Annotated in this window: 11 protein-coding genes; 4 read left to right on the plus strand and 7 right to left on the minus strand. The window is 49.4% G+C overall.

Annotated features, from left to right (window positions below; translation table 11 throughout):
• Nucleotides 1-388: FUSC family protein (locus RTK32_RS10755; RefSeq protein ID WP_312043779.1), on the minus strand; the 388-nt coding region annotated here is incomplete at its 3' end.
• A 156-nt stretch (nucleotides 389-544) separates the two neighbouring features.
• Nucleotides 545-1,714 (minus strand): serine-type D-Ala-D-Ala carboxypeptidase DacD, encoded by a 1,170-nt coding sequence (gene dacD / locus RTK32_RS10760; RefSeq protein ID WP_312043781.1) that lies wholly within the window; start codon nucleotides 1,712-1,714, stop codon nucleotides 545-547.
• 422 nt (nucleotides 1,715-2,136) lie between these two features.
• Here dacD and sbcB point away from each other — a divergent pair, with 422 nt between their 5' ends.
• Together sbcB and RTK32_RS10770 are read left to right on the plus strand one after the other, a co-directional pair.
• The gene (sbcB, locus tag RTK32_RS10765) at nucleotides 2,137-3,564 is read left to right on the plus strand and encodes an exodeoxyribonuclease I (RefSeq protein ID WP_312043783.1); all 1,428 of its coding nucleotides are present in this window, start codon (nucleotides 2,137-2,139) and stop codon (nucleotides 3,562-3,564) included.
• A 542-nt stretch (nucleotides 3,565-4,106) separates the two neighbouring features.
• Nucleotides 4,107-5,498, plus strand: a complete 1,392-nt coding sequence (locus tag RTK32_RS10770; RefSeq protein WP_312043785.1) for a DUF2142 domain-containing protein — start codon at nucleotides 4,107-4,109, stop codon at nucleotides 5,496-5,498.
• Nucleotides 5,499-5,796: 298 nt separating this feature from the next.
• Here RTK32_RS10770 and RTK32_RS10775 read toward each other — a convergent pair whose 3' ends face one another.
• From RTK32_RS10775 to RTK32_RS10785, 3 genes are all read right to left on the minus strand, one after another.
• Nucleotides 5,797-5,946, minus strand: a complete 150-nt coding sequence (locus RTK32_RS10775) for a hypothetical protein (RefSeq protein WP_312043787.1) — start codon at nucleotides 5,944-5,946, stop codon at nucleotides 5,797-5,799.
• Nucleotides 5,947-6,413: 467 nt separating this feature from the next.
• Complete coding sequence (locus RTK32_RS10780; protein WP_312043788.1) at nucleotides 6,414-7,775, minus strand: APC family permease; 1,362 nt, start codon at nucleotides 7,773-7,775, stop codon at nucleotides 6,414-6,416.
• Nucleotides 7,776-8,154: 379 nt separating this feature from the next.
• Complete coding sequence (locus RTK32_RS10785) at nucleotides 8,155-9,573, minus strand: glutamine synthetase family protein (protein ID WP_312043797.1); 1,419 nt, start codon at nucleotides 9,571-9,573, stop codon at nucleotides 8,155-8,157.
• A 413-nt stretch (nucleotides 9,574-9,986) separates the two neighbouring features.
• On the opposite strand from RTK32_RS10785, the gene puuR reads away from it, so the two are divergent.
• Nucleotides 9,987-10,541 carry an HTH-type transcriptional regulator PuuR gene (puuR, locus tag RTK32_RS10790; protein ID WP_312043790.1) on the plus strand — a complete coding sequence of 185 codons (555 nt, stop codon included), beginning with the start codon at nucleotides 9,987-9,989 and terminating at the stop codon, nucleotides 10,539-10,541.
• A 29-nt stretch (nucleotides 10,542-10,570) separates the two neighbouring features.
• The gene (locus RTK32_RS10795; RefSeq protein WP_312043792.1) at nucleotides 10,571-11,848 is read left to right on the plus strand and encodes an FAD-binding oxidoreductase; all 1,278 of its coding nucleotides are present in this window, start codon (nucleotides 10,571-10,573) and stop codon (nucleotides 11,846-11,848) included.
• Nucleotides 11,849-11,907: 59 nt separating this feature from the next.
• Here RTK32_RS10795 and RTK32_RS10800 read toward each other — a convergent pair whose 3' ends face one another.
• Nucleotides 11,908-12,711 carry a glycosyltransferase family 2 protein gene (locus tag RTK32_RS10800; protein WP_312043794.1) on the minus strand — a complete coding sequence of 268 codons (804 nt, stop codon included), beginning with the start codon at nucleotides 12,709-12,711 and terminating at the stop codon, nucleotides 11,908-11,910.
• 14 nt (nucleotides 12,712-12,725) lie between these two features.
• Nucleotides 12,726-13,082: EamA family transporter (locus RTK32_RS10805; protein WP_312043795.1), on the minus strand; the 357-nt coding region annotated here is incomplete at its 5' end.

Here is a 13,082-nt window from a genome sequence, read left to right on the forward strand (position 1 = left end):
TCACCGCCAGCGTAATGCCGATCAGCAGCGCCATATAGGGATGTTTGCCCAGCGTCAGAAAGCCGCATAAAAACATCACCAGCGTGCACCAGGCAAGCATCACCGGTAGCGACCACAGCTCAAGCCAGAGCGCAATCAACCCGGAAACCGAGCCGAATATTGTGCCGCCGATGCGCTGGATGGCGCGCGGAAAAACATTGCCCCATGAAGAAACCGGCCCCATCACCACCACCAGCGTAATCAGCGGCCAGCTCCCCTCCGGTATAGAGAACAGTCGGATTAGCAGGAAAGTGAGCACAAACGCCAGTGCAATGCGAATGCCGTGCACCGTGCGATAGTTACGATAAACGGTAAATTCAAAGGCCGATAGCGGCTTGTCGGGACGCAAAACTTTCTCCAGGCACTGACCAATTGCCCGGCATCATACCCTGCGCTACAGGGCTTCGCCCGTTTTTTTGTGTATTGCCGTCTCACAATAACAGTGACGTAACAGCGACTCAACAAACAGGCAAAATGGCGCTCCGCTGCGGATCGCCATCAGGGTTTACAGCTTGCGCTTAATGTAATCGGTAATACGGGTAATCATGCCCGCCTGCTCTACCGGCTTAAGCGTAACCAGCGGGTAAGAGGCCAGTTCTTTATCACCATCCACCAGTTGGATTGTGCCCACCTGCTCATGCAGCTTCAGCGGGGCCTCAAGATCCTTACGGTCAATCACATATCTGGCCTTAATTCTTTTTACGTCTTCGCGAGGCAAGGAAAGATAGACATCTTTATCACTGCCTACAGAAACCTGATGCGGATTGCCATACCAGACGTTTTCATGGCCAATTTCTTTACCTGCATGGAACAGCTGTACGGTATCAAAGTTGTTCTGTCCCCAGATCAGCAGTTTGCGTGCCTGCTCTTCGCGCCCTTTTGAACTTTTACCGCCCATAATGACGGCAATCAGACGGCGCTGGCCATCCACGCTGGAGGCAATGATGTTAAATCCTGCGCTCTCGGTATGACCCGTTTTCAGCCCGTCGACGTGCAGCGTTTTATCCCATAACAAACCGTTACGATTCTGCTGGGTAATGCCGTTCCAGGTCAGCGATTTCTCACCGTACATCTGATAAAAATCCGGCTCGCCGGAGATAATGGCGCGCGAAAGCTTCGCCAGATCGCCAGCCGTCGTGTACTGCCCGGGTGCGTCCAGGCCGTGAACCGTTTCAAAATGGGTATTTTTAAGGCCAAGCTTAACCACATACTGGTTCATCTGATCGACAAAAGCGGCCTGGCTGCCCGCCACATAATCTGCCAGCGCGACGCAGGCATCATTGCCGGAATCGATAATAACGCCACGGCTCAGGTCGCGTACCGAGACTTTCTCGCCGGGTTTAAGGAACATCAGCGAGGAGCCTTTAAACACGGGATTACCGGCCGCCCAGGCATCTTTACCCACGGTAACCATGTCATCGCGGCTGATGTGCTTACTGTCGATAGCGCGGTCAACTACGTAGCCGGTCATCAGCTTGGTCAGGCTGGCCGGGTTGCGGCGCTCGTCGGCATTGCCCTGCGTCAGCACCTGACCGGTTGTGGCATCCATCAGCACCCAGGAAGCGGCGTCGATAGCGGGCGCAGTCAGGGGGAAAGCTAAGGGGTTTTCTTCAGCATGGGCCACGGCAACGATAGCCAGAACCAGGCTGATACTTGCAAGCTGACGCTTCTTCAACGGTAAATCCTCTGTAGACTGTAAAAAAACAGCCTGTTGTACGGGATTTGCTGTCGTAACGCGTTAAAAAATTGCAAGAAAATATTAAGACCCGGACGGGTTAAGTGCCCTTTGCCTTTCTTAAAGGAGGGATTGGCGCTATCTGAACGACTGCAAAAGCAGGCGCATTATCCCCTGCTGCTTTTTGGCATCAGGAATATGGTTTACCATGTAAAGAACACAATGTTGTCTCGCTGAGGGCCGTGATAATTCTGTACGCGTGGTTTCAGGGGTTCTGTACCCACTCTGTACGCAATACAACATGGGCTAAGGCGAACATCCATAATCGCAAATGAATACAAGTGAACGTAGAAAGCCGAAATAACCAGGTTGAAAGCTGCGTTTTCAGGAAGTTAACGAACAGAAGTGGACAGAGATAAACAGTGAAAAACGAAAGCAATCAACCTACGTTCCTTTTCCACGACTATGAAACATTCGGCAAAAGTCCGTCGCTGGACCGCCCCGCTCAGTTTGCCGGTATCCGCACCGATATGGATTTCAACATTATTGGCGAGCCGGAAGTCTTCTACTGTCAGCCTGCCGATGATTATCTGCCCCAGCCGGAAGCGGTGATGATTACCGGCATTACGCCCCAGCTGGCGAAGGCGAAAGGCCTGACCGAAACGGCTTTCACCCAACGAATTCACCAGCTGTTTAGCGAGCCCAATACTTGTATTGTCGGCTATAACAACATCCGCTTTGATGATGAGGTCACGCGTAACCTGCTCTACCGCAACTTTTACGATCCCTACGGTTGGAGCTGGCAGAACGGTAACAGCCGCTGGGATCTGCTGGACGTCATGCGCGCCTGCTATGCACTGAGGCCGGAAGGTATCGAGTGGCCGGAAAATGATGACGGTTTTCCCAGCTTTCGCCTGGAACATCTGACCAAAGCCAATGGTGTGGCGCACGAAAACGCACATGATGCCATGTCTGATGTCTACGCCACTATTGCCATGGCCAAACTGGTGAAAGAGAAGCAGCCACGCCTGTACGACTTCCTGTTCAGCCACCGCAACAAGCAGAAAATCATGACGCTGGTCGATATCCCGCAGATGAAGCCGCTGATGCATATTTCCGGCATGTTCGGCGCCCAGCGGGGCAATACCAGCTGGATCGCCCCGCTTGCCTGGCATCCCACCAATAAAAACGCGCTGATTACCTGCGATCTCGCCCAGGATATTTCTCCGCTGTTGGAGCTGGATGCCGATGCACTGCGTGAAAGGCTTTATACGCGTCGTGAAGAATTAGGCGATGCCGCGCCTGTGCCGATCAAGCTGGTACATATTAATAAATGTCCGGTTGTCGCCCCGGCCAACACGTTACGCCCCGAAGATGCGGAACGTCTGGGAATTGATCGTCAGCGCTGCCTGGATAATCTGGCGCTGCTGCGTCAGCACCCGGAGGCGCGTGAAAAAGTAGTGGCGTTGTATGCGGAGGCGGAGCCGTTTGTCGCCTCGGACGATGTGGATGCCCAGCTTTACGATGGCTTTTTCAGCGATGCCGACCGTAGCGCAATGAATATCATCCGGCAAACAACGCCGGAGAACCTGCCCGCGCTGGATTTGACCTTCAATGATAAGCGGATCGAAAAGCTGCTGTTCCGCTATCGGGCGCGCAACTTCCCCGGCACGTTAGATGAGAATGAGCAAAACCGCTGGTTGCAGCATCGTCGTGAAGCGCTGAGTCCGGAACGCGTGCAGAATTATGTGCAGGAGCTGGAGATGCTGTTTAATCAGTACGAAGGCGATAAGGCAAAAATGGCGCAGCTGAAAGCGCTGTTTAGCTACGCACAAACATTAACCAGCTAGCCAAAAGGACATTCACTTTAATTTTTATAAAATTTATTACTAAAATATCTTCTGGATAAATGTGTTATGCGGTTTTGTTATGTGAAGACAGTTAACATAACCAACTTTAAGCCAAAATTATTTACGAGTATTACATGAAGTCAACATTTCTGAAATACATCATTATTGGTGGCATCAACACTTTATCCACTAGTCAATTTTAGGAGCTTGCTTTTATTTTTTTCAGCTGTCACAATTCACAAGTAACTTGCCTGGTTTCTGCGTCGCGGTGACTTTCAGCTTTTTTGCAAATGCAAAATGAACCTTCAATTCAGAAAGCTCTTTCACCCGATATTTTATTTTTGTCGGTTTTATGGGCCTTCTTGCTTATATATTTGGCTGGCTGGTTATTTATGTGCTTCACCACTAATTGCTGCTGTAGCCTTTTCCGCATTTAGCCTGATCTTTGGTTACCTTTATTCAAAATTTATTTTTTTCTCAAAGAGAAAGAAAATCACACCGCGAGTAAGTTCATAGGGTGAAAATAAATACAAGGAGTTAAAATGTTATTAAGAAAAGAATCTTATTATAAGAATTGCGCAACATTTCATAAAAAAACAAGTACTCTAACCTTTCTTTTTTTTATAGTGGTTGCTATTGCTTTTGGATGGATACTCCATGTAAAACCACCCTTTATGTCTCCTGATGAAGGCGCTCACTTATCACGTGCCGATGCACTCAGAAGTGGGAACATCCTCCTCTTTTCTCCTGACGGAAAACTGAATTCTGGGGGCTATGTTGATGAAAGCCTTAATGCTTTTCGTGCAAGCTACGATCCCTTCATCAGATTACATGATGCTGAAAAGTTGAATCAAACTAAAAGAGACATGCAGAATCTCTACTGGAGTGGGAAAAGTAATTTTTACTCTATGGCGAACATCGCTTTCTACTTTCCTGCAATATATATTCCTCAGGCTGTAGGATTAGAAATAGGCCACCTGCTGAATCTGAATGTCTTTTCTACCTATAAATTAGTCTCTTCACTAACCTTAATGGTTAGTTTGATCGTACTTTTAATGGCATGGAAGATTCACCCCATTCCTGTTCCTGCGCTGGCTGTATTACTGCTGCCAATGAGCATTTTCCAGTTCATGTCACCAACGATTGACGGATTAACATTTGCACTAACCACCTTAACTCTTTCACTGTTGGTTAATCTGCTAAACAGCCAGTACGATAAAGTTTTTATTAAAAAATTGATTACGCTTGCTGTTTGCGTATTTATTTTGAGCAGCAGCCGGGCCAATTTGTTACCTTTAATTTTCCTTCCCCTCTGGTTATACATCAAAACGCGTAAAAAAATCTGTTTTATAACCTTTTTCATTACAGCAGCGTTGGTATTATCATGGACTTATATCGCAATAAAAACAGTAAATGACAATGGCATCCATCACCCTGGAATCGAACAAATTGATGTACTTAAACACTATATATTGCATCCATTTGAAGTCTTAGCAATCATTACTAATACCCTAACGGACTATCCCATCGTCAATTTTTACTATCAGTCTTTTATTGGTATATTCGGATGGCTGGATATTCCTCTATCTGATTTTGCATATTGGGGCTTCGGAATTTTCATCTATACCATATTTATCATTAATTTAAAAAAAGCTAGTTTTAACGCTCGTAAAGCAGAGGTTTCTCTACTGCTTCTGTTTTTTATAAGTATCATTACGCTTACTTTTTGCGCGCTCCTGGTGCAGTGGTCAGCCTTCCCGACAGAAAAAGTAGATGGTGTACAAGGTCGTTACTTTATCATTCCATTTATTATATTGGGTTACGCATTGCAAGATAAACCTGAGTACAGGAAAGCCTCTCATTATGCTTTGTTAATTATGGCTATTATTTCTGTTTACCTGGTCCATTCTGCCCTTAAAGCGCGCTATTTTTGATATTTAAGGATTAACCATAGAATGGAAAAGCACTATAGAAATAAGAAATCGCTGTGATTGCACCTTGTTACAACGAAGAATTATCTGTAGCTGCCGTGATCAACCAGTTCAGGGGCATTTGCCAGAAGACGAAATTCATACCTTTGACAATAACTCCAAAGATAAAACAGCTGAAATAGCTAAAGAGCACGGCGTGCATGTGCAGCTGGTACCGCTTAAAGGTAATAAGCATTCTTAAATGAAAAATACGGAGCAGGAACAGCTAAAATAAAAAGGTTCCTGCTCCGTTATAACTTGATTATTTATACACTCTGAAAGCAAAGGTATCCTCTACCCTTTTACTATTAATGGTGTTTAAGCCTTCTAAATAACGGTTTCCACGCATATCAGCAGGTTCCTGCGGTGTTGTTCCTTTAAACTGCAATAGCTCTTCAAATGCACTTGGCACCTGGCACCTGGCACCTGGCACCTGGCAGATTATTTTGCCTTTCCTCCCTATCTTTAGGGCAACCTGTTGCATCTGGCACGCTTGCATTAGGAAATATATATAGTAAATGTCAGTTTTTAACAAATTCTTGTTTTAGCCCGCCCCAGGCCAACCATTATTAAATGGGAAAAGATTATGATTAATAATTTATTCATGGCAAATTAATAAAAGACTTTAAATTGATTTACGGTTATTACACTTATTTAAATATTTTTTTGTGCGTTTCCGCAGCAGATGTCACGATTAATTGAGGCTGGGTCATGATCGATAAAGGAACTTTATACCATTTTGCACAGAAGCGTATAATTATCGGCGATATTAACAGGCCTGACTTTTAAATAATTCTCTATAAAGATACCAAAAAACTTAGCAAAAAAAAGCCGGCTAGCGCTTGAGGCCAACCGGCTTTTTCAACGTAGCATACTAATTTACATAGGCTCTTCGGTGTACTGCGGTACCGGTTTACGGAAGCGATGCGTCACCACAGCCAGATACACCAGGCCAATAGCGCCCCACACCAGGCCCAGAATCATCGAGCTTTCTTCCAGGTTAATCCATAGCGCGCCAACCGTCAGGGCGCCACACGTTGGCAACACCAGGAAGTTGATATTGTCCTTCAGCGTTTTGTTACGCCCTTCGCGGATCCAGAACTGCGAGATGACCGAGAGGTTAACAAAGGTGAAGGCCACCAGCGCACCGAAGTTGATTAGCGCCGTCGCCGTAACCAGATCGAAAGTAATGGCCGACAGCGCGATAGCGCCTACCAGCAATACGTTCAACGCTGGCGTATGCAGCTTCGGATGTATATAACCAAAGAAGCGCTCCGGGAAAACGCCGTCGCGGCCCATGACGTACATCAGACGAGAAACGCCTGCGTGCGCGGCCATGCCGGAAGCCAGCACGGTGATGCAGGAGAAAATCAGAATGCCGAACTGGAAGGCTTTACCCGCCACATAGAGCATGATTTCCGGCTGCGACGCATCTGGATCCTTAAAGCGCGTAATGTCCGGGAAGTAGAGCTGCAGGAAGTAAGAAACCACGATAAAGATCACGCCGCCAATCAGGGCGGTCAAAAAGATCGCTTTCGGGATCACACGTCCTGCATCTTTGGTCTCTTCCGACAGCGAACTGATGCCGTCAAAGCCCAGGAACGAGAAGCACAGGATGGTTGCGCCGGTAATCATCGGCACCACATGAGCCTGCTCGGACCAGAACGGTTTGCTGCTGACCAGCGTGCCGGTGCCTTCACCGTGCGCCACGCCGTAAATTACCATGCCGGTAATGGCGACCATTACCACCATCTGCAGCACGACGATAACGCTGTTAAAGTTAGCGACGGTTTTGATGCCCTTAAGGTTAGAAAGGGTCATAAAACCAACCAGCAGCACCACGAATATCCACGACGGGACACCCGGCACCAGCGCTTCAAAATAGATTTTCGCCAGCAGGATATTGATCATCGGCATGATCAGGTAATCCAGCAGCGAGGACCAGCCCACCATAAAGCCAACGTGCGGACTGATGGCTTTCTGGGCGTAGGTATAGGCCGAGCCGGCAGACGGGAAGCGGCGAACCAGCTTGCCATAGCTCAGCGCAGTAAACAGAATCGCGATTAACGCGAAGGCGTAGGCGGTTGCTACGTGACCGTCAGTCAGGCCGGAAACGATGCCGAAAGTATCGAACAGGGTCATTGGCTGCATATAAGCCAGGCCCATCATCACTACAGGCATTAGAGTCAGCGTTTTTTTCAGGTGCGCGCGTGGCGCAGAGGTCTGGGCATTATGCGACATGATTCAGCCTCCCCATAGCATCAACCTTTCTGGGTTGAACCACAGGGAAACTTCGCTTTATGCGAGCGTTGTTCTTATTTGGGAAGGTAAAGCAGGCAGGCGTGAAGGTAACGGCTGCCGCTGCGCCGTAGTCGTCGCGCAGGTGTTTACCGGCTGCGGCCGGCGTAATGAAGTGTTGCCCCATCTTTAGTTCCTCAAAAACACTGTCAGTGTGTATCAGTCCGGCTGAACCGGCCCCTTTGGCTTCGTTTTTTTGTGCAAAAAAAATAACCGGCGCGTGAAGCGTCGGTTATTCATTTACAGTGCGCATATTTTGCCGGGCTGTAAGGCAGAATACAAGTTTTTAAAGCCTTTCTGAGGCATTTCTTTACGGAAATAGTCAGGCATTTTTCAACATCCAGTCAATTTCCGTGGCGGTAATCAGGCGCTCAAACTGCATCAGCTCATGGTACTTACAGCTGTGCCAGACAAAACCGAAGCGTTCACCCAGTAATTTTTGCAGCGGAGCGCTTTGCGTAAACGCATCCAGCGCATCGCTTTGTCTGATCGGCAGCGGCATCCCGTCGGCTTCATGACCGTTGCCGGTAATCGCTGCGGGCAGCGGTAATTGATTATCAATGCCGTGCAGGATGCCCGCCAGCACGGCGGCCACCACCAGATAAGGATTGGCATCGGCACCTGCGACGCGATATTCCACCCGGTGGTTTTCCGCTTCGCCGCAGGGAATACGTAGCGCAACCGTCCGGTTGTTGTGCCCCCAAGAGGCCAGCAAAGGAACAAACGCTTCCGGTAAAAAACGACGATAAGCATTAACGTTAGGGGCCAGCAGCGCCATAGAGGCGGGCATCAGATCGATCATCCCGGCCAGTGCTCGCTTCAACAGAGGGGAGTCGCTGCCGTCATCGGTAATAAAAGCATTATGATCGGCAGCATCCAGCAGGCTGATATGCACGTGCATGCCGCTACCGGCCCATGCCTCGTAAGGTTTCGCCATAAACGTGGCGTTCATATCGTGATTTTCCGCCACCTGACGAACCAGCCGCTTCAGCTGAACGGCGTGATCGCAGGCGCTGAGGACGTTGCGGGTGTGGCGCAGATTGATTTCAAACTGCCCTGGTGATGCCTCTGCCAGCGCGCCATCGGCAGGAATACCCTGAAGTACGGCCAGCCGGTCAATATCATTCAGCACCGCAGAAAAGCAGTCGAGGTTATCTACCGAATAAACCTGGCTTTGCCGGTTACGCTCATCGCTGCCCGGCGAACAAGGCGGTTGAATAGCGCCTCCCGCATCGCGCTTTTTATCGACGAGATAGAACTCCAGCTCTACCGCTACCACCGGAAACAATCCCCGATTGCGCAACTGCTGCCAAAGGTGATTCAGGACATTCCGGGGTTCAACGTCAAAGGGAGTACCATCTTGATTACGCATGGTCAGTAAAATTTGCGCCAGGCGCTGCGGATCGGTTGCAGAGGGAGTCAGTGTGCCTTCAACAGGGAAGCAGATATTGTCCGGCTCGCCCAAGGCCTGGCCAAGTCCGGCTTCTTCCACCGTGTTGCCCAAGATATCCATTGCAAAGACAGAAGCGGGAAAATAGCAGCCTTTTTCCAGCCTGAGAAGGCTGCCGACCGGCAGGCGCTTGCCGCGAAAAACACCGTTTAAATCATTAAGCAGAACATCAACATGTTGCGTTTCGGGATAGCGTTCCAGATAAGTTTCTACTTCAAGCTGGAACGCGCTGGTTCGTTGCGCTTCACTGTGCCGCGTAAAATCTTCCACTTCGACGATATTGGTCATGATGCCACCCGCCTTCGCTGAGTCTTTATGACGTTTGCGCGGCGCTCGAAATAAGCGCCGCCTTCTTAACATAGAGTCAACTATTAAGCGCGGCAAATGTTATGACAAAGTTTATTTTCCAGGCAAAATCTTTTGCATATTGCCTTGCGGAGTGCCAGATTGGCAGCATGAGGCACGATTTCATCCTGCCTTTCAGCGCTCACTAAAACCGCACGGAGAGTTGGGATGGGCATTATTTCGAACAACCCCTTGATTGGCGTAATAATGTATTCGGCAAGCAGCCGAAAACGTGTCCGGTCTCCGGTACTGCCCAATACGGGTAACGCCTCACGGTGTACTGCTGACGTCGCCCCCGTAAAGCGCCAAGTTTTTAACCACGTTATGCACCTTTTTCGGCAGCAAAAGGAAACCCGGCTATGAGCGATGTTCCTCTGGCACCCGGTCGTCGTCTGGCGGAGATCCGCCAGCAGCTGGGCCTGTCGCAGCGTCGCGTTGCCGAGCTTTCCGGGCTGACGCACAGCGCTATCAGCACCATCGAACAGGATAAGGTCAGTCCGGCCATCGGCACGCTACAAAAGCTTTTAAAAGTCTATGGTTTTTCCCTGTCTGAATTCTTTTCCGAACCGGCTCAGCCTACCCGGCCTAAAGTCATCATTGAGGCGGACGAGCTGATCGATATTGGCAGCCAGGGTGTGTCGCTGCGGCTGATCCATAACGGAAACCCTGAACGGACGCTGGCCATGATGCTGGAAACTTATGAGCCAGGCGCGACAACCGAAAAGATTCGTCACCAGGGCGAAGAGATCGGCACACTACTGGAAGGGGAAATTACGTTGACCGTCGACGGCCAGCGGTATCAGCTTAAGGCAGGCCAAAGCTATGTTATTGATACCGGCCATCCCCATAGCTTTAATAACGCTTCTGCGCGGCCCTGTCGGATCGTCAGCGCTCATACCCCAACGACTTTTTGATAGCGTCGCGCTTTTTGCCGGAGAAAGCTATGGAACATGTGCAGAGCTATTACGCCGCTACGGTCAATCCGCATGCCCCGTGGCCACAGCTTGCAGATGATATCCTGTGCGATGTCTGCATCATCGGCGGCGGATTTACCGGGCTTTCTTCCGCGCTGTATCTTACCGAAGCGGGTTATGACGTGGTGGTACTGGAAGCGGCCAAAGTGGGTTTTGGGGCCAGCGGCCGTAACGGCGGGCAGGTTGTTAACTCTTACAGCCGCGATATTGACGTTATTGAACACCGCTACGGCAAAGAAAGCGCACAGCTTCTGGGCAGCATGATGTTTGAGGGCGCAGCGGTGATCCGCGATCGTATCGATCGTTACGCTATTAGCTGCGACTATCGGCCTGGCGGCATTTTTGCCGCGCTTAACAGCCGTCAGCTCGCCCAGTTAAAGCAGCAGCACAAGCGCTGGCAGCAGTATGGCAATCATCAGTTGGAGCTGCTGGATGAACTGGGCATTCGGCGTAAAATCGCCAGCGAGCGCTATATAGGCGGCCTGCTGGATCGCAGCGGTGGGCATCTGCATCCTCTTAACCTTGCGCTGGGTGAGGCGGAGGCTATTCGCCGGCACGGCGGCAGAATTTATGAGGCGTCAGAGGTTACCGCCGTGACCTACGGTGCGCCGCATCGGGTCAAAACGGCCCGGGGCAGCGTTCTGGCCAAATACGTTATTTTTGCCGGTAATGCTTACCTGGCGCCCCATCTGGAGCCGAGGCTGGCCCGCAAAAGCCTGCCCTGCAGCTCACAGATAGCCGTTACGGAGCCGCTTTCCCGCGATAAGGCGCTGGCGCTGCTGCCGGATAATTACTGCGTGGAAGATTGCAACTACCTGCTGGATTACTACCGTCTTACCGCTGACAACCGCCTGCTGTACGGCGGCGGCGTGAGCTATGGCGCGCGCGAACCGGGCAACATCAGCGAGCTAATCCGACCCAGGCTATTGAAAACCTTTCCGCAGTTGGAAGGCGTGAACATTGACTATGCCTGGAGCGGAAATTTTTTACTGACGCTGTCGAGGATGCCGCAGGTCGGCAGGCTGGAGAATGGCGTCTACTATATGCAGGGCGACAGCGGCCATGGCGTCACCTGGACGCATCTGGCAGGCAAGCTGGTTTGTGAAGCATTGAAAGGCGAGCCAAAACGCTTTGATGCATTTGCCCGCCTGCCGCATCTGCCTTTTCCGGGCGGTCGCCGTTTAAGCGCGCCCTTAACGGCGCTTGGCGCGGCCTGGTATGCGTTAAGGGACAGGCTGGGGGTGTAATCAAACAATTTTTACTTCAGTTTTTTTATTAAGCTCGCCATATTTTTTATAAACACCAATTAGTTTTTTGGATTGAATTTGCCCAGACAAGCCTCAAGCAGCGTTTTTAAAACTGCATAATTTCCGCGAAAACTACTGATCTTGGTAGGAACTTCACCTTTTGGATATTTCCTTATGGTTGCTAATTCAATACATTTATATCCCAGTCGGGGAGCTCTGCAAGACAGATAAGCAAGAAGTTCATAGTTCATGAAAACATGCCGAAACGGCGCTACGCGTGGATCGGTTAACATCCTACCGCTGTATGCACGAAAACCTTGAGTGGTATCACTCCATTTGAAGCCCGAAGCCAGGCTTAACAAAGGAGCATGAAGCAAGCGAATAGCAAAGTGTCTTGATGTAGGCGTATTTTCTGCTGTTCCCCCCTTAATAAAACGAGAAGCCTGTACAAAATCTACGCCTTCTTCTAATGCAGAGATAAAGCGAGGAATTGCTTCAGGATCATCTTTATCATTGCCATCTATAGTCACAATCCCTTGATAACCCTGCTCCAGACAAAAAGAGTAGGCGCAACGTAACTGAGCGCTTAACTTTCCCGGCCCCGTTTTCAGTAGCAGTCCGTTAACCTGATATTTTTCTAAATTTTCCACGGCCAGGGAGCCGTCCACACTACCACCATCAATGATAATAATATCAGCATAGGAAGCCACACCTATTGCAGCCATGCGTCTTAACAGGTTAACGATGCGTTCCCCTTCATTAATGACAGGGATCACCACACACCATGAATGATTTTTATTCTTCCACCATTGCGTTTCATAAGAAGGGACTTGCCATTCTGAATGAGATTGAGAATTTAGCATATCTTCTGGCATTCCTATTTAACTTTAGCTGTAATCAAAACGACACCGACCATAACCAGTGCAATACCAAGGGCGGTTGTCCAGTAAAATGGTTCCCGAAATATTAGGAAAGAAAGTAATGCAACGCATGCCACTGCACCAGATGTCAAAACAGGATGTGCTACATTTAGTGGCAGGAAAGCTAAGGCTGCAGCATAAAGAATAAAAGCCAGGCCATATAATGCCAGCCCTAACCAGAATGGCCAGTTATATAAAGCCGCGACAGGCTCACTTAAAGAGGGGATTTTTCTTGGTGGCATCATAGCCATCTTTATCAGGACGCTTGCCGAGCTATTTACTGCAATACCGAAAAAAATGATTATCCATTTCAT

It is taken from the genome of Erwinia sp., from assembly GCF_031978025.1.
Taxonomy (GTDB): domain Bacteria; phylum Pseudomonadota; class Gammaproteobacteria; order Enterobacterales; family Enterobacteriaceae; genus Erwinia.